Annotated in this window: 16 protein-coding genes; 9 read left to right on the forward strand and 7 right to left on the reverse strand. The window is 52.5% G+C overall.

Annotated elements, in window-relative coordinates; all coding sequences use genetic code 11:
• Positions 1–5: 5 nt before the first annotated feature.
• Positions 6–989 carry a YpdA family putative bacillithiol disulfide reductase gene (locus R50912_RS18445; RefSeq protein ID WP_042236949.1) on the forward strand — a complete coding sequence of 328 codons (984 nt, stop codon included), beginning with the start codon at positions 6–8 and terminating at the stop codon, positions 987–989.
• A 20-nt stretch (positions 990–1,009) separates the two neighbouring features.
• On the forward strand, positions 1,010–1,453 hold the full coding sequence (locus tag R50912_RS18450; protein ID WP_042236951.1) for a DUF441 domain-containing protein: 444 nt from the start codon (positions 1,010–1,012) through the stop codon (positions 1,451–1,453).
• A 109-nt stretch (positions 1,454–1,562) separates the two neighbouring features.
• On the opposite strand, the gene R50912_RS18455 is transcribed toward R50912_RS18450, so the two are convergent.
• Positions 1,563–3,311, reverse strand: coding sequence for an ABC transporter ATP-binding protein (locus R50912_RS18455; protein ID WP_042236953.1), 1,749 nt, complete (start codon positions 3,309–3,311; stop codon positions 1,563–1,565).
• Positions 3,312–3,431: 120 nt separating this feature from the next.
• Here R50912_RS18455 and R50912_RS18460 point away from each other — a divergent pair, with 120 nt between their 5' ends.
• The gene (locus R50912_RS18460) at positions 3,432–3,947 is read left to right on the forward strand and encodes a hypothetical protein (protein ID WP_042236954.1); all 516 of its coding nucleotides are present in this window, start codon (positions 3,432–3,434) and stop codon (positions 3,945–3,947) included.
• Positions 3,948–4,076: 129 nt separating this feature from the next.
• Here R50912_RS18460 and R50912_RS18465 read toward each other — a convergent pair whose 3' ends face one another.
• On the reverse strand, positions 4,077–4,394 hold the full coding sequence (locus R50912_RS18465; RefSeq protein WP_042236956.1) for a HesB/YadR/YfhF family protein: 318 nt from the start codon (positions 4,392–4,394) through the stop codon (positions 4,077–4,079).
• 487 nt (positions 4,395–4,881) lie between these two features.
• On the opposite strand from R50912_RS18465, the gene R50912_RS18470 reads away from it, so the two are divergent.
• From R50912_RS18470 to R50912_RS18480, 3 genes are all read left to right on the forward strand, one after another.
• Positions 4,882–6,630: an ABC transporter ATP-binding protein gene (locus R50912_RS18470; RefSeq protein WP_042236958.1), complete on the forward strand. Its 1,749-nt coding sequence runs from the start codon at positions 4,882–4,884 to the stop codon at positions 6,628–6,630.
• A gap of 67 nt (positions 6,631–6,697) precedes the next feature.
• Entirely contained in the window at positions 6,698–8,794 is a 2,097-nt protein-coding gene (locus R50912_RS18475; RefSeq protein ID WP_156123188.1) for an ABC transporter ATP-binding protein, read from the forward strand.
• A 139-nt stretch (positions 8,795–8,933) separates the two neighbouring features.
• Positions 8,934–10,193 carry a winged helix-turn-helix domain-containing protein gene (locus R50912_RS18480; RefSeq protein WP_042236963.1) on the forward strand — a complete coding sequence of 420 codons (1,260 nt, stop codon included), beginning with the start codon at positions 8,934–8,936 and terminating at the stop codon, positions 10,191–10,193.
• Positions 10,194–10,279: 86 nt separating this feature from the next.
• On the opposite strand, the gene R50912_RS18485 is transcribed toward R50912_RS18480, so the two are convergent.
• From R50912_RS18485 to R50912_RS18505, 5 genes are all read right to left on the reverse strand, one after another.
• Complete coding sequence (locus tag R50912_RS18485; RefSeq protein ID WP_042236964.1) at positions 10,280–10,744, reverse strand: hypothetical protein; 465 nt, start codon at positions 10,742–10,744, stop codon at positions 10,280–10,282.
• Between the two features lie 34 nt (positions 10,745–10,778).
• Positions 10,779–11,489 (reverse strand): hypothetical protein, encoded by a 711-nt coding sequence (locus R50912_RS18490; protein WP_156123190.1) that lies wholly within the window; start codon positions 11,487–11,489, stop codon positions 10,779–10,781.
• Positions 11,486–12,451 carry an ATP-binding cassette domain-containing protein gene (locus tag R50912_RS33375; RefSeq protein ID WP_052416485.1) on the reverse strand — a complete coding sequence of 322 codons (966 nt, stop codon included), beginning with the start codon at positions 12,449–12,451 and terminating at the stop codon, positions 11,486–11,488. Before R50912_RS33375 ends, R50912_RS18490 begins: the two co-directional genes overlap by 4 nt.
• A gap of 214 nt (positions 12,452–12,665) precedes the next feature.
• A complete protein-coding gene (locus R50912_RS18500) occupies positions 12,666–13,013 on the reverse strand; it encodes a four-helix bundle copper-binding protein (protein ID WP_042236968.1) in 348 nt (115 codons plus the stop codon).
• 93 nt (positions 13,014–13,106) lie between these two features.
• On the reverse strand, positions 13,107–14,117 hold the full coding sequence (locus tag R50912_RS18505) for a CobW family GTP-binding protein (protein ID WP_042236970.1): 1,011 nt from the start codon (positions 14,115–14,117) through the stop codon (positions 13,107–13,109).
• Between the two features lie 181 nt (positions 14,118–14,298).
• Between R50912_RS18505 and R50912_RS18510 the strand changes: the two genes are divergently transcribed.
• The 3 genes from R50912_RS18510 to R50912_RS18520 all read left to right on the forward strand — a co-directional run bounded on the left by R50912_RS18510 (position 14,299) and on the right by R50912_RS18520 (position 16,890).
• The gene (locus R50912_RS18510; protein WP_042236973.1) at positions 14,299–14,814 is read left to right on the forward strand and encodes a MogA/MoaB family molybdenum cofactor biosynthesis protein; all 516 of its coding nucleotides are present in this window, start codon (positions 14,299–14,301) and stop codon (positions 14,812–14,814) included.
• Between the two features lie 206 nt (positions 14,815–15,020).
• On the forward strand, positions 15,021–16,061 hold the full coding sequence (locus R50912_RS18515; protein WP_081956566.1) for an ArsR/SmtB family transcription factor: 1,041 nt from the start codon (positions 15,021–15,023) through the stop codon (positions 16,059–16,061).
• Between the two features lie 31 nt (positions 16,062–16,092).
• Positions 16,093–16,890, forward strand: a complete 798-nt coding sequence (locus R50912_RS18520; protein WP_042236977.1) for an ABC transporter permease — start codon at positions 16,093–16,095, stop codon at positions 16,888–16,890.
• Positions 16,891–16,896 lie beyond the last annotated feature (6 nt).

A 16,896-nucleotide genomic window follows, 5' to 3' on the forward strand; every position in this document is an offset into this window, starting at 1 on the left:
CTATTATGAAAGACGTTATTATTATCGGTGCGGGTCCCTGCGGACTGTCTGCAGCTATAGAATGCCAGCGCCAGGGGCTCTCCAGCCTGATCATTGAGAAGAACTTCATCGTCCATTCTATTTATTTATATCCGACGAATATGCAGTTCTTCAGTACAACCCCGCTGCTTGAAATCGGAGATGTGCCCTTCACCTCCCCAAACGACAAGCCGTACCGCCATGAAGCCCTGGTCTATTACCGCCGCGCAGCCGCGCAGCATGACCTCGACATCGCCGCCTATGAGGAGGCACTGTCCGTTCTGCCGCAGGAGGATGGCAGCTTCATCGTACATACACGCAACAAGCGCGGAGAAGAGCAGCACCATAACGCCGCGAATGTAGTCATTTCAACCGGTTATTTCGACCAGCCGAATATGATCGGGATTCCCGGGGAAGAGCTATCCAAAGTAACCCATTATTTCGGTGAAGCCCATCCATATTCCGGCATGAAGGTTGCCGTCATCGGGGGAAGCAACTCAGCGGTTGATGCCGCTCTGGAGCTCATCCGGGTCGGTGCCAAGGTGGATATGGTCTACCGCGGAAGCAGTATTTCGGAGAATATTAAGCCATGGGTGCGTCCGATTTTTGAGAGCATGGTCCAGAAAGGGAACATTGCGCTCCATCTGGAGTCACGGGTAACGGAAATCACCCCGTCTTCTGCAGTAGTCACGGCTAGCAGCGGGGAGACCCGCATCCTGGATAATGACTTCGTCCTTGCCATGACCGGCTTCCGTCCGAGCAGAACCCTATTATCCTCGGCAGGTGTGCTGATGGATGATTCCCTGGATAAACCTGACTTCAATCCTTCTACGATGGAGAGCAATATTCCCGGTATCTATGTCGCAGGCGTTATCGCGTCCGGACGGAATGCCAATGAGGTATTCATCGAGAGCGGTCGCGGGCACGGCAAACTGATTGCCGATCATATAATGAGCAAAAGGCTTTCTTAGAGAAGGAGTGCTTCTAAGCTATGGATATGACCTCGTTACTGCTGCTGGGTCTGGCCGCACTGGGGATTATCAGCAGCAATTCTCCGGTCACGATTGCCATGGTCGTTCTGCTGCTGATACGGGTGCTGGGCCTGCAGCAGGCTTTTCCCTGGCTGGAGAAATACGGGCTTACCGTCGGCATCATCATCCTCACCATCGGAGTGATGACACCGCTGGCCAGCGGTAAAATCTCGCTGCAGACGATCGGCCAATCGTTCCTGCACTGGAAATCGCTGGCCGCAATCGGCATCGGGATTCTCGTCGCCTATCTCGGCGGTCGCGGCGCGGTGCTTATGGGCAGCCAGCCGACGATTGTGGCCGGGCTGCTGATTGGCACCGTCATCGGCGTCGCTTTTTTCAAAGGCGTGCCGGTTGGTCCGCTGATTGCCGCCGGTATCCTGTCGCTGCTGATTGGACGGATCTGAACCCAGCCACAAATGAAACAGGCTGCATCTTCACCTAATCGGGTGGAGTATGCAGCCTGTTTGTTGTCCTGCCTAATAAGTTGCGCTCTGCTGTCGCTTGGGGACCCTGCTAACCATCCAGCCGCTGGACATTGAACAGGCGTGCATAGCTGCCCTCCAGCACCATCAGCTGTTCATGGGTTCCGCGTTCAGTAACGGCCCCGTTCTCCAGCACAACTATCAGATCGGCATAGGTTATGGTAGACAGTCTGTGAGCCACAATCAGTGTGGTCCGTTCTGAGGAAAGGGCCTGCAGCGACTGCTGAATCAGATGCTCTGATTCAAGATCCAGCGCTGAGGTGGCTTCGTCCAGAATCAGCACTTTGGGGTCCTTCAGGAATACGCGCGCTATCGCCACTCTCTGCTTCTGGCCTCCGGACAGCTTCACTCCGCGCTCTCCTACCTCCGTATCATAGCCTTCCGGCAGCTGCATGATGAAATCATGGGCATTAGCCGACACCGCCGCTGCAATGACCTCCTGCTCCCCTGCCTGCGGATTACCGAACAGAATATTATCCCGCACGGAGCCGCTGAACAGGAAGTTATCCTGCAGCACCATGCCCACTGCCTTGCGCAGACTCTCTTGTGTCAGCCCTCTGATATCCTGCCCGTCCATCCGCAGGCTGCCTTCACTGATATCGTAGAACCGCGGAATCAGGCTGATCAGCGAGGACTTGCCGCCCCCGCTCATCCCGACAAAAGCCACCGTCTGCCCCGGAGCAATACGCAGATTAATATCGCGTAGAACCCACTCATTCTCATCGTTATACTTGAACCATACCTCGCTGAATTCAATCTCTCCTGCGGGTGCCAGCAGCGGCTTCGCCCCTGGGGCGTCTACGATATCATAAGGCTCGTTCATCAGCTCCATCACCCGCTCCAGCGAAGCAGAAGCCTGGGTCAGCGCAGTCGAGGAATTAATCAGCCGGCGGAGCGGTGCATACATGCGGTCCAGGTATCCGAAGAAGGCTACGAAGGTTCCCAGAGTCAGATTACCCTGGATCACCTGGTACCCCCCATATCCAATGACGAGGAGCGGCGCGATATCCGTCAAGGTGTTGATAATCGCGAAGGTAAAAGCGTTCCAGCGCGTTTGCGCCATCGCTTTTTCCAGAAATCTGCCGTTAATATCCTTGAACTGCTGCTGATCCACCCGTTCCATAGTGAAGCTGCGGATCACCGCAATCCCCTGAATCCGTTCATGCAAGTAGCCCTGAATAACTGCAAGCGCCTGGGACCTGTCCTTGGTAAGCAGCTTGAGCCGCTTATACAGGGTGTTCACGGCAATGCCGTACAGCGGCAGAATCGCAATCGAGACCAGCGCCAGCACCGGATTCAGGTAGAACATGAACCCGAGTGCAAAGAGCAGCGTGAACATGTCCAGCCAGACATTCATCATTCCGACCTCAACGAGATTCTTCGACTGCTCCACATCGTTAATAAATCTGGAGATTGCCTCGCCCACTTTGGTATTCTGGTAATAACGCAGCGACAGTCGCTGCATATGTCCATACAGCTTATTGCGCATATCGAAGAGGATCTTGCTTGTAATCAGCTGGGCAAAATACTGGCGGTAATACTCTACCGGACCTCTGATAATCACGAACAGCACAAATGCGCCGCTGAGCACGATCATCAGCTTGGACACCCGTTCAGCAATGGTTAACGCAGGGTTGCCCAGCAGATCATCTACTACATACTTCAAAATCATCGGCAGCGTCAGCGGAATACTGAATTTGATCATCCCGATAATTAATGTGAGCACAATCCATTTCATGTAAGGCCGTACGAAGGTATAATAAGATTTCCATTGTTTCACAGCCTCTTACGCCCTTTCCCGTTAATTGGTTTACCCGGACACTGTTGACATTTGCGCTCCGCAGTGTTTTTATAATTTTATTAGTTACGATCGCAGTACCTGAAATCCAGGAGGATAATGATGCCCAGACAATTTGTGACGGAAGCCGTCATGATGGCGATTTACGGCCAGCTTCTCGCACCGCGGAGCCCTGTAGAATATATAGTGCCTTACACTACAATTATGGAATTGTACGAACTACGGGACAGTGATGAGCCGGTGATGAGCCACGCTGACGATGACCAGCATGTGAAGCTGAGAATCCGCGAGCTGATCAACTATTTCGAGGAACCGCTTAATTCCAAGAAGATCAACCGCTGCCTTAATGTCCCGTGGGCCAAAAGCTCCGGCATTCTGCTCGGAGGACAGGCGCAGATTACTATCATCAACAGCTTGGACAACGCTTCCTACGGAGAAACCTTTGATCCGATCGAGACGGAACTGCTCCTGGCCTCCCAGCGTGAACAGGTACCGATTCTCACCGACCAATTCGAGCTGATTCAGCGTATCATCGAAGGCGGAGTGCCGGTACAGGTGTTTGATATTGATGATTTCGAGTTCGCGATGGAAGAAGAAACATTCCGCAGTTCTCATTGATGCTGCAGCAGATGATGTAGGCGGAATGCCTATCCGCTAATGCGTTCTCACGTAAAATCCCTTGCCTCATGGCAAGGGATTTTTACATCTTTCACCGTAATGGGGCCTGCACCATTCCTTACTTCCGGGTTATTCCTTTACCCCTCCGGCGACCGGCACAGACTCATACTTATACTCGATATCATCCTCAGCCTCCGAATAGACAATCGACAGGCTATACCCCTCCATGTACCACAGATCCTGCTCTTCCATATAGAAAATAAGGCTTCCCTGCTCGAACTGAACAGCGGGACGGCCCGGCGGTTCTGTAGCTATTCCCAGCGAGAATCCGGGATGCAGTCCGCCCCCTGAGCTATACCGGGGAAATATACGGACATACGCTCCATTCTGGAGGCTCAGCTCTCTCTTGAACCAGGCGGCAGCTTCCGGACTAATTAACATGTTCATCTCTCCACTCCTCCCGCATAAGTTTATTTTATCATACAGCTTATTCGCAATTTGTTCAAAATTACATTTGACAATTCTTGAAGGGTGATGATAAACTCGGAACATAACGAAGCGTCTTCAAGTTATTACCAAAATCAAATCAAAGAAAGGGTGAGCGCGGTGTTTACTATTGTTCCAGCATATTTCCTAACTATTGTCGGCAAATCCACACAACTGAATACCGAAGCAGCCCGAGTAATGGATAATTCCTGAGTATCATGCGTGTTACGCGTACCGTATGAATTCAGGCTAAGCAATTCTCTTCCATGTCTCTGTGCTGCGACAAGCACCGTGGACATGATAGCCGTAAATGACAGGCGTATCATCCGTTTTCGGATGGTACGCTTTTTTGCATGCTTTGAGAGAGTTATCCATTGTTCTACAGCCCCACAATTTCCTTACCCAAGCCGGCAAACAACATTCTCAACACGAAAGGAAGGGATTTCCCTTGTTCTCCGTTCTCCGCGATCTCGGCTGGTTCTTCCGCCGGGAAAAAAGGCGCTATGCTATAGGCCTTATACTCCTAATTGTGGTAGGTGTGCTTGAATTGCTGCCTCCGCGTCTCCTCGGTAACGCCATCGACGATATTGTCAGCGGCGCCATTACTGCAGGTTCACTGATGAAATATATTGGCATGATCGTGCTCATGCTGCTAATTATTTACTGGATCACCTACATATGGATGCACAAGCTGTTCGGAGGTTCAAACCTGGTGGAGCGCCTGCTGCGCTCGCGTTTCATGAATCATCTCATGACGATGACACCGGCTTTCTTCGAGCGCAACCGCACCGGTGATCTGATGGCCCGTGCCACCAATGATATCCGTGCGGTATCAGCTACCGTAGGCTTTGGTATGCTGACCCTCGTCGATTCGACAGTCTATCTGACAGTAGTGTTGTTCGCCATGGGGTTCCTGGTCAGCTGGAAGCTGACACTTGCCGCAGTTATCCCGCTTCCGCTGATCGCGATAGCTATGGTCTTCTACGGCAAAGCCATTCACGACCGCTACAGTCTGGCGCAGGATGCTTTCGGTGACATGAACGATCAGGTGCTCGAATCCGTATCCGGTATCCGCGTTATCCGTGCCTATGTGCAGGAACGCCAGGATGAGAAGCGTTTCTCTGATATCACCGAAGATGTGTACCGCAAGAATATGGCCGTAGCCCGGGTCGATGCTTTCTTCGAGCCGACTATCCGCTTTTGCGTTGGCCTCAGTTATATTATTGCACTGACCTACGGAATCAATCTGGTCTTCCGCAATCAGATCACACTTGGAGATCTTGTCTCCTTCAATATGTATCTCGGCATGATTGTCTGGCCGATGTTCGCCATCGGCGAGCTGATTAACATTATGCAGCGCGGCGGCGCCTCGCTGGAGCGGATCGATGAGACACTGCATGCCAAACCTGATGTGCAGGATGTCCCTCACCCAACACCCGTAGAACATCCGTCATCTATTGAACTGAAGGATGTGACCTTCCGTTATCCGACCTCAACCATCGACAACCTGAGCGGAGTCAGCCTTTCCTTGTCGCAGGGCCAGACACTCGGTGTGGTTGGACGGACCGGCAGCGGCAAATCGACTCTGCTGAAACAGCTGCTGCATGAATATCCGACCGGCCAGGGTGAGATATTGATCTCAGGTGTTCCGATCGGGCAGATTGCCCTGGATCAGCTGCACAGCTGGATGGGCTATGTGCCGCAGGAGCAGATTCTGTTCTCCAAATCGGTACGCGAGAACATACAGTTCGGCCATTCGGGAGCCAGCGATGAGCTCATTATGCAGGCTATAACGGCTGCAGCATTCCAAAATGACCTCGGCACCTTGTCCGACGGGCTCGACACGATGGTTGGCGAACGCGGTGTTTCCCTGTCCGGAGGACAGAAGCAACGGGTCTCAATCTCCAGAGCCTTCATCTCTAATCCGGATATTCTGATTCTCGATGATGCACTGTCTGCTGTTGACGCGCGGACAGAAGCCAAGATCATCGAGAACATCCGTGAAGAGCGCAGCGGTAAAACCACGCTCATCTCCACCCACCGCCTCTCGGCTATTGAACACGCCGATCTGATCGTGGTGCTTGACGGAGGACATATTACGGAACGGGGTACCCACCAGGAGCTGCTTGAATTGAACGGCTGGTACCGTGAGCAGTTCGACCGTCAGCAGGTTGAGAATAACCTGACGAATGAATAACCCAAAAAATACGTTTTCACGTGCATCATATCCATTCTAATGTTCTGAAATATAGGAGGTGTCACCGTTGACACAGAGTACAGGCAAACGTCTGCTGCAGTACGCACTGACTGCCAAAAAAACATTCATAGCAGCCCTTCTGCTCCTCACCATCGGGGTAGCGGCTGAACTGGCGGGGCCTTTCATCGCCAAGAGTATGATTGACAATCACCTGCTCGCGATTGAGCAGCCTTATTTCGTGACTGCTTCGCCTGAAGATGCTGCTGAATATAACAACAACTATTACAAGCGCGGTGACCGGTTTGCCGCAGATGAAGTCAAAGGCCAGGAAATCCGCCTGCTTCAGGCTGGCAGAAGCTTCTATTTCATTAATGAAGCTGTAGCCCAGACTGAAGGCGAGCGGAGCTTCTCGGACGGGAACCTGCGTATCCAATATGGCGATCAGGCGACGATCTATCCGGCCGTCAGGCTGTCGGCTGATGACCTGTTTTCATTCTACAAACCAGAGTTCCCCGGGATTTATAAACTAGTCGCTCTATACGCCATGTTCCTCGTCATCTCCATAATTGCGGAGTTCGGCAAAACCTACTGGCTGCAATCGTCAGCCAATCAGGTCATCCGCAAGCTGCGGACGGATGTGTATGCCCATATCCAGCGCCTCCCGGTGCATTTCTTCGATAATCTGCCTGCAGGCAAGGTGGTGTCCCGGGTCACCAATGATACGGAAGCGGTCAAAGATCTGTTCATTGCTGTATTGTCCAACTTCGCAACAGGGATTATTAATATTACGGGTGTATATGTCGCCCTCTTCCTATTGGACGTGAAGCTGGGGCTAGTCAGCTTGTTCATCGTGCCGATTATCATTGTCTGGATTGTGCTCTACCGCAAAATTGCAACGAAATACAATACGATCATCCGCTCACGCCTTAGTGAGATCAATGCCATTATCAATGAATCCATTCAAGGAATGTCCATTATCCGGATCTTCCGCCGTCAGAAGCAGAGTAGTAGCGAATTTGAACAGCTGAATGATGACTATCTGAAATACCAGAACAAAATGCTTAACCTGAATGCCTTCACGTCTCACAACCTGGTGAACTCCCTGCGCAGTCTCTCCTTCGTGCTCGTGCTGTGGTATTTCGGCTTCGGCAGTCTCGACGGTTCAACCTTCGTATCCCTGGGCGTTCTTTACGCTTTCGTTGACGTACTGGGACGGATGTTCCAGCCGATTACAGGAATGGTCAACCAGCTGGCGAACCTCGACAGCTCGATGGTATCCGCAGGGCGCGTCTTCACGCTGATGGATGAGCCTGGTGAGCCGGTAACCGACGGTTCGATGCCGCGTTATAAAGGTGATGTGGTCTTCAAGGATGTATCCTTCGCCTACAAAAAAGACTTCGTCCTGCGTGATATCTCCTTCGAAGCGCGTCCGGGCGAGACTGTCGCTCTGGTCGGTCATACCGGCTCGGGCAAAAGCTCGATCATCAATCTGCTGTTCCGCTTCTATGATCCGCAAGCCGGAAGTATCACTATTGACGGCCAGGAGGTCAAGGATCTGCCGAAACAGTGGCTGCGCAGCCATATGGGCATTGTGCTGCAGGACCCTTACCTCTTCACCGGAACGATTGCCTCGAATGTCAGTCTCGGGGATGAACGCATCAGCCGGGAACGTGTAGAGCGTGCCTTGCGTGAAGTAGGGGCTGACAAATTGCTGTCCCATCTGCCGCAAGGCTTCGACGAACCGGTAATTGAGAAAGGCAGCACATTATCCGCTGGCCAGCGGCAGCTGATCTCCTTCGCCAGAGCGTTGTCGTTCGATCCTGCGATTCTGATTCTGGATGAAGCGACCTCCAACATCGATACCGAAACGGAGAGTATCATCCAGCAGGCGCTGGAGGTGTTGAAGAAGGGCCGGACCACATTCATCATTGCCCACCGGCTGTCCACCATCCGCAGCGCAGACCAGATTCTGGTGCTGCACCGGGGCGAGATTGTTGAACGGGGCAGCCATGATGAGCTGATGGCGCTGGGCGGACGTTACTTCCGCATGTATCAGCTTCAGCTGGGTGCCGGTGCCGGTAACGGTACGGATGCACCAGCCCCAGACCCTGTCTCCTCTTCCACTTCCGCTGCCGGACTGCGTCCGTCACTGGAGCAGATTTAATCTTTGAGGTTCAGCCATCCTCTCTGCTGATTAACAAGCCCCCCTGATGCTGTAGAAGCTTCAGGGGGGCTCTTTCACTTGAGTTCAGAACATTTGTTCCGTATAATGGAAAGCAATACATAGGGATGGGGTGAAGGACTTGATAACCTATAGTCTGAGCAAGCGGCAAGCCCGGCTGTTCCTGCTGCGTCACCAGCGGCTGGTCACGGGAGGACTGAAGGAGGGTAAGATGAGCATCCACGAATTCGTCCGCCACGTGGGCTGTATTCAATATGATCCGCTGAGTATAGCCGGACATAATCATGAGCTTGTGCTGCAGGCCAGACTCCCGGGATTCCGGCCGGAAATGGCCACGGAGCTGCTCTATAAGGACAGGCTGCTGATTGACGGCTGGGACAAGAATATGTCGATCTACTGCACAGAGGACTGGCCTTATTTCCAGCGGCGCAGAGAAGCCGCCGCCAGGCATCAGGACAATGAAGCCATGGCTGCCATGGTCACCCATGTCCGTGAAGAACTGAACTCACGGGGTCCGCTCTCTTCGCTTGATCTGGAGAGCAAAGAGAAGATCGACTGGTCTTGGGCTCCGGCGAGACTATCCAGGGCAGCAATGGAGAGCATGTATTTCTGGGGAGAGCTCTCCATACACCACCGGGTGCATACCCGCCGTTATTATGATTTTACGGCTAAGCTGCTACCGGCCGGACTGCTCAGCACAAGCGACCCGAATGTAACCATGGAGCAGCACCATGATTGGTATGTACTGCGACGGATCGGCAGCATCGGGCTGCAATGGAACAAATCCGGGGACGGCTGGCTCGGAATCTCCGGCCTGAAGAGCAAGGAGCGGACAGCAGCCGTGCAGCGACTGCTGCTAAGCGATAAGCTCCGCGAGGTACGGGTCGAGGGCATCAAGCTCCCGCTGTACATGCGGACATCCGATGCCCCGGAGCTGGAAGCGGTACTGCGGCTGGATGACGCCGCTGTTACGGACGCTGACACACAGGAACTTACGTTTGCAGCGGCGCTGGCTCCGCTCGACAACCTGCTGTGGGATAGAGAGCTGATCCGCCAGCTGTTCGGCTTCCATTACCGCTGGGAGGTATACAAGCCTGTGCTTGAGCGGGAGTACGGTTATTACGTACTTCCCCTGCTATATGGCGACCGCTTTATCGCCCGGCTTGAACCGGTGATGAATAAGAAGAGCGGAATTCTTACCATTGTCCGCTGGTGGTGGGAAACCGGAGAATCGCTTGTTCCGGACATGCTTCCCGCGCTCGTCAAGGCTCTTACTTCACTTGCCCGTTCAACCGGAGCGTCCGGTATCCAGTTTGCGCCGGAAACTGTCCAATCCTGCGGGCTGCAGGAACTGGAATCCGTGCTGTCCTCTCCACAATAACCGCACAACGTAAAGAGACTCCTCTTATCCGCAGTGTTTTTCTGCGTAAAGAGTGAGTCTCTTTGGTATGAACTGATAGGATGGCGTTACTTGATATGCTCTTCTTCAAGACCCAGCTTGCTGTACATTTCTGTACAATAGCCCTGCAGCTTAATCTCCAGTCTGCTTGCCTTGTTCTTAAACCGTTTCAATTCGCGGATCATATGGGCCCGTCCCGCCGGAGTGAACGTCTCCTGAATCCGTTCCTTGAAATAATCATGGACAATGTGGTTGCGTTCTTTCCATACTGCCTGCAGCTGACTCGTTTCTTCCTCCGAGAATGGAAAGTGATGCTGGATTTCTTTGATGAGTTGGCCGAGTGAATTGCTAAGCTTGCGTTGATACAATTCTGATATCTCTGCATCGGTTGGCGTTTTGCCCTGTGACAGCTTGGTCAGCAGCAGCAGATTGGTCAATTGCTGCTCCAGCGCCTGGCAATAATAAACGGCCAGCCCAAAATAAGCAAATAGCTCTTTGGATTGTTCACTCTCCGGTACATGTGTATCCTTCATCTTTCCTCCCGTTCTTGATCTGGTTATTTGTGGCTCATGTTATTTTGTTATAGTCCATGCGGCCGGAGCGGTAAATGTAGAATCCGGTCAGCAATATTATGTATACCAGCGCGTGGGCATAGGCGCGAAGCAGGGTTGACACCGGCAGCGTATCCGCATTCATCATTGCATCCATCACCGGAAATACGGGCGGCAGCAGCACCGGAACAACAGGTCCGGGCACCAGCTCAGCAACCTTGCTGGCGCTGATGGACAGAATGATTGTGATGAGCATCAAGCCGGCGGCGTAGCTGGTTCTGGACACCCACGAGGACTGCAGGTACAGGGAGACTACAATACCCAACATACCAAGTAGAGCATGTCCCGTAAAAGCAAGCAGGATCCGGTCCAGTCCGGCCGGTTCATTGAAACTCCCGGTCACCACCGGATAGATGACAATGAAGAGATCCAGCAGTAAGGTGAGCAGGCCCAATGTAAGAATACCGCCGATACTGTAACGGCGGGCACTGCGGAGCTGGACGATAACCACCTGTTTCTGTACCGCATGCTCATGATTCAGAAAGCTTAACCCCAGCCAGCAGCAGGCTACAAATAGAAAGACTGCCGTAGCCGAGTAGCTGTTCATTACAGGATTAGGCTTATAGGAATACAAGATTAACACAGTTATAATAATGCCGGCAATTGGACCGAAATACCGCTGGGAGATACTGTAGCTGCGCAAAAAATATCTGATGAGAGCCTTCACCCGCATCCACTCCCGTTCTCTTCCTTCGGGTCCATCCACTCTGTTATACCGCTTAAGCCCCCAAGACGTTCAACCGAAACAATTGAACCGCCTGCTGCAAGAATCTGTTGCAGGCAAGTATCTGCCATCTTCTGGTCTACAGTCAATCCTGTACAGGCTGCACCTGCAGAATCCGGTACTGGGTGCATATGGAGCACTCCAGGCAACGCCTTTACCGCCTGTTGTTCCACTGGCGGAAGGTCTGTGTAGACGATATGTACTGACGGCACCGTCCGCAGGTTCTCTGCTCCATGGATTGTCCGGATCATCCGCCCTTCCTGCAGCACATACACGGCATCCGCCAGAGCTTGTACGGTCTGAGGCTCGTGCACGGAGAAGACCAGTGCCGTCCCTTCCGACTTCAGCTCCTGCAGCAGTTCGGTCAGAGTATGATGAGCCGGAAGATCCAGTCCAGACATGGGCTCGTCCAGAAGCAGAAGCTGCGGACGGATCAGCAGGCTCTGGATCAGATTGACCTTCTGCAGCATGCCCTTGGAGAAGCCTGCCAGGGGGTGGCTGCGGGACGCTCCCAGCTTAAAGATATCCAGAAGTTCGCTCACCCGCGATACCGCTGCCGCCCGGGAGAGCCCGGCAATACGGCACATGTCGTGCAGATAATCTTCTGCTGTTAATTTCAGTCCCGGAAACGCTTCGGGCGCATAACCCGTAGTCAGCCCTTGACGGCCGTATGTAAGTTCACCGGAGGACAGCCTCAGCAGTCCCGCGAGAATGGAGAGCAGAGTACTCTTGCCGGAGCCGTTCCTTCCGATGAGCGCCGTCGCCGTGCCAGGGTGGACAATCATTGATATTTCATGAAGAACCGGGCGGCCTCCATACCGCTTGGCTCCCCGGGTGAGTGTAATAAGCGGGCGTGCATCCGGGTCTTCCGGCATATTAATTCTGTCTGTACTCTGAAGGAACATTCGTTTATAGCCTCCTTCAACTTACGCTAGGGCAACGGCCGCACGAAATGGCAGCCAAAGTTCTTTATTTACTACATTCGCCGGAAGCTTCCTTTTCTCCTTTTGGATTTCGCAGATTACTGAATATCGGATACAAAAAAACCAGACAGGTGCAGAATGATTCCCGCACCTGTCTGGCCCCTGCTTTTTTATAAGGAAGTGCTTAAAATCTGTATTATGCGTATACCTCAACAGCTCCGCTTACCAGTCTGCAGGCCATTGCCGCACTGCGGCAGGCATCAATGCATTTCTGGCAGTGTATATGCTCATGTCTGCTGCTCGTATCCGCACAGCGCTCACAGATATCAGCACATAACCGGAGAATCTCCACCACGAACGGGCTCTGGCGGGTCATTGCCTGGATGGCGAAAGAACACATATCAGCACATTCGCGGTCAAGCTGGATGGTCTCCCTTAGTGCTGCCAAATCATATTCTTTCAGGCTTGAGACATAGCTATAGTTACAGGCATCCATACATTTCATACAAGCATCAATGCATTCCTGATATTGAATTCGGGTCATAGCCTTAAACCTCCTGCAATTATTATAGGGTATGCCTATGTATTAACCTGCAAGAAAAGGAACGAACCAATCCCCCGGACTCAGGGGAAGGTATTACAGGCTTCTTTTGACGGCAGCCGGTCTTGCCAGCAGACGTTTCTCCAGCCGCAGAAGCTCTGTGCGCAGTTCGCTGGAAGAGAAATGTTCACCGATAAATACGGCGACATCAGGTACCTCGCCCTGGGGGGTGATTTTCATGAAATCCGCTTCCCTGTAAGCATATTGAAACAGAAACCGGCTCGAGGTGTCGTTAAAGGATACAATTCCCTTAGCCCGGTAGACGTCACGCGGCAGTTCCTTAACAAACCGTTCGAAGGCCTCGCTGTTCACCGGATTCTTGAAATAATGCGTGTATGCCATCACATGATCATGCGAAGCATGCATTTGCCTGGCATCTCCATCATGTTCACTATGCTCATTCTCTTCTGTTACACCACGTTCTTCCGAATAAACTCCACCGATATTGCCGAGCAGGGCTTCCGGCTCCAGCTCACAGCGTACAGCGGGCAGTATCTCTGCATACGCATTCCATTTGCGCAGCACCGCCGAGATCTCTTCAGCTTCCTCTGCACTGATCCGGTCTGTCTTATTCAGAATAAGCACGGAGGCGCAGCGGATCTGCTCCTGCATAAGGCGGTAGGTAGCCCCCTGCTGGGAACGGTACAGTTCTAACAGATGGGCCGCATCGACGACCGTGATCAGTCCTTTCAGCTCCACCTGCTGATATAGTGAGGTTTCGGTAACAGCGTCCACAATCTCCAGCGGATTCGCTGCGCCTGTCGCTTCAATGACAACTACATCCGGTGATTCTTTTTTGACCAGAGTGGTCAGCTCTGTACTTAAATCGCCCCGGCTGGTACAGCAGATACAACCGCCCAGCATCTCTGCCATCGGCACAGACTGCTCTACCAGCAGACCATCCAGATTAACCTCGCCAAGCTCGTTCATGATTACCGCCGGCCGGAGGCCTTGCGTTTTCCAATGCTCCAGCAGCCGCTGCAGTAATGTAGTCTTGCCGCTGCCGAGAAATCCCGACAATATGTAAACTGGTAATGTGTGTTCCAAGTTCAATCGCTCCCCGCAAAAATCAGTTATGGTAGCGAGTGTACTACAACGGACGGCTCTACGCAAGACATCTGCAGCTTCCGGGGTATCCGCCTGCTGCTGCCTGAACTTGTCTTTGCATTCCCCATCCCCTATCATGGGATTACAAGCCGTTCATAACACCATTAAGGAGCTGGTTCGCATGTCATCCGTTGAAGAACACCGGCGTGAAGCCCCCGATTCAGTAGCTTGCTATATCATTACGGTCTCGGACACCCGGACCATGGAGACCGATACCGGAGGACTGCTGATCCAGAATATGCTTGAAACAGCAGGCTATACGGTTTACGGCCGCACGATCATTAAGGATGATTATGAGGATATCCGTGAACTGGTCTACAAAAGCTCTGTTCATTCCGGCATCGAAGCTGTACTGCTGACCGGAGGAACAGGCATTTCCCCCCGGGATACCACTTATGAAGCTGTTGCTTCCTTGCTCGACAAGTCGATGCCGGGGTTTGGAGAGATTTTCCGGCTGCTCAGCTTTACCGAAGATATCGGATCCGCTGCCATGCTCAGCCGGGCCATTGCCGGTACAATCGGCAGCACAGCAGTCTTCTCCTTGCCCGGCTCTACAGGTGCAATCAAGCTTGCCATGGAGCGGCTGATCCTTCCTGAGCTGCGCCATGTCATGCGTGAGATCTATAAGCGCTCCTAAGTACGGATTGCTGCACTCTATGTATTATTTTATTGAAGGCAAACCCTGCAACCGCGTTTTTAACGAGGCGCGTTGCTTGCAGGTTTGCCTTTTTTGGCATGGATCAATAATGGCATTGACAACTTCTGGAGATCTCCTTATACTATTGAACACTTTACGCGAAAGTGTTTTTTGATTAACTAAATGGTTAATCGGAAAGGAAAGAGATGAGCTCACTCCAACAATTGCAACGCAAGATCAAAACGGTTGCCTGTCCCTATCATGAAATGCTGTGCAGCCTGCATGTACTCCATCAGCCGGAGCATCACCCCAAACGCCTGCAGTGGGCCGTTGAGATGCTAAGTGTAATGCCTTCTTCGCTGGTTGAAGGGATACATACTATCGGCCGGTTAACCGACAGCTGGATGGGTCTTATGCTTACCGGGCGAAACGGAGCGTTCCCGTCAAGCCTTGCGGGCATCCGGCAGCTGAAAGCATTGCCTGATACAGAGCTTCTCCACGTGCTGCTGAACGGCAAGGTTTCTCTCGGCACCATTCTGGAGTGGCAGTATGGACTGCATCTGGGGAGCGGTACGGCCGGAGGTCCGCCAGATGAACCTGCCCGATACCTTTTGCAGCATCTGAAAGAAGTACGCACACAGCTGTTCACAACGCTGGAGACCTATGAACGTGACTACTTCCGCAAAGAGTGGGAGTATGTTCAGCCATGGATCCATACTGCTGCCGCAGAGTTTCAAGACTTGGTCTCCCGTTCTGCAGAGCGGGCGCTGAATTCATTGCATCCACGGCTGCTGGCCGCAGAAGGAACCATCACTGCGCAAAAGGCGGTCACCTATCATTTTGAATATGAACAGTTGCAGCTGATCTATGTGCTTCCCTCCACCTTTATCTTCCCTCATCTGCTGATCGATTGGACCGGAGACAGGCTTGTGCTGCCGCTCGCTGTCGATATTCCCGGCCTGTCCTTCAGCGAAGCGCCTCCGGCGGATCTGCTGCGCCAGTTCAAGGGACTTGGCGATGCGACGCGCCTGCGCATACTGAAGCTGCTATGGCAGGCTCCGCACTGCACGAAGCAGCTTGCTCCCATAATGGGCATCTCGGAGGCAGCGGTATCGAAGCAGCTCAAGCTGCTGAGTGAAGCCGGACTCGTTAGTTCACAGCGCAAGGGGAACTATTTGTTTTACTCCAGTTACAAGGAGGCGTTCGACAGCTTGATTGTTCTGCAGAGGCAGTATTTTGAACAATGAAGCTGATCCCTGAATAAGGAGTTGTTCACACGTGTGGCAAACCGCAATTGCAACAGCGCTCAGGAACCAGAGAGCCAATCTCAGGGCTTTTCCCTGGAACTTCACTTTAGGGCATATTATTGAAGGGGCTTATCTGGTCCTGGTCTCTTATTTCTCGTATGTCTATTTAATACAAGGCGATTTAGATGACAGGTTCGCACTCTATACCGGAACCAATAACTATCTGGCTTTTGCCATCATTGGCGGTACTATGAATATTTTCTGCATCAGCATGATGATGAACGTATCGCGGGCGCAGATTACCGAATGGCGGGAAGGAACGCTTGAGGCGCTTCTGCTCTCCCCTTCAAGCCGGAATGGCTATTTTCTAGGAACAGCCGTTCAGCAATTTTACCGCAGCGGCATTGTGCTGATCACTGTACTGGCTTTTGGCATTCTGGCCGGACTGCGGCTCCCCTCTCCTCACCTGCTATCCGTGCTGTTAGGCGCATTGTTGTTTATTCTCTCTACCTATGCCATGGCGCTGGTGCTGGGCAGTGTAATGCTGTTCACACGTGATACATACATCGTACAGAATACACTATTTGCCGTAACTACCCTGCTCTGCGGTTTCCAGTTTCCAAGACAGTATCTCCCCCGTTCCCTGCAAAATGTAGCGGAGATCTTCCCGCTGACCTCCTCGCTTCAGCTTCTGCGCGGAGCACTGCTGACCAGTAACGCGGTATCATTTCCGGATATGCTGCCTGCACTGCTACTTAGCCTGGTCTATATTGTAGTTGGATTGTGGTGCACTAACCGGGTTGAACGCAGTTTATTCGAGAAATTCTAAACTCAG

Source organism: Paenibacillus sp. FSL R5-0912 (assembly GCF_000758605.1).
Lineage (GTDB): Bacteria > Bacillota > Bacilli > Paenibacillales > Paenibacillaceae > Paenibacillus_AQ.

Coding starts and splice junctions, on each gene's coding strand:
- R50912_RS18445 (WP_042236949.1), top strand. CDS start 6: ATGAAAGACGTTATTATTATCGGTGCGGGTCCCTGCGGACTGTCTGCA.
- R50912_RS18450 (WP_042236951.1), top strand. CDS start 1,010: ATGGATATGACCTCGTTACTGCTGCTGGGTCTGGCCGCACTGGGGATT.
- R50912_RS18460 (WP_042236954.1), top strand. CDS start 3,432: ATGCCCAGACAATTTGTGACGGAAGCCGTCATGATGGCGATTTACGGC.
- R50912_RS18465 (WP_042236956.1), bottom strand. CDS start 4,394: ATGAACATGTTAATTAGTCCGGAAGCTGCCGCCTGGTTCAAGAGAGAG.
- R50912_RS18485 (WP_042236964.1), bottom strand. CDS start 10,744: ATGAAGGATACACATGTACCGGAGAGTGAACAATCCAAAGAGCTATTT.
- R50912_RS33375 (WP_052416485.1), bottom strand. CDS start 12,451: ATGTTCCTTCAGAGTACAGACAGAATTAATATGCCGGAAGACCCGGAT.
- R50912_RS18500 (WP_042236968.1), bottom strand. CDS start 13,013: ATGACCCGAATTCAATATCAGGAATGCATTGATGCTTGTATGAAATGT.
- R50912_RS18510 (WP_042236973.1), top strand. CDS start 14,299: ATGTCATCCGTTGAAGAACACCGGCGTGAAGCCCCCGATTCAGTAGCT.
- R50912_RS18515 (WP_081956566.1), top strand. CDS start 15,021: ATGAGCTCACTCCAACAATTGCAACGCAAGATCAAAACGGTTGCCTGT.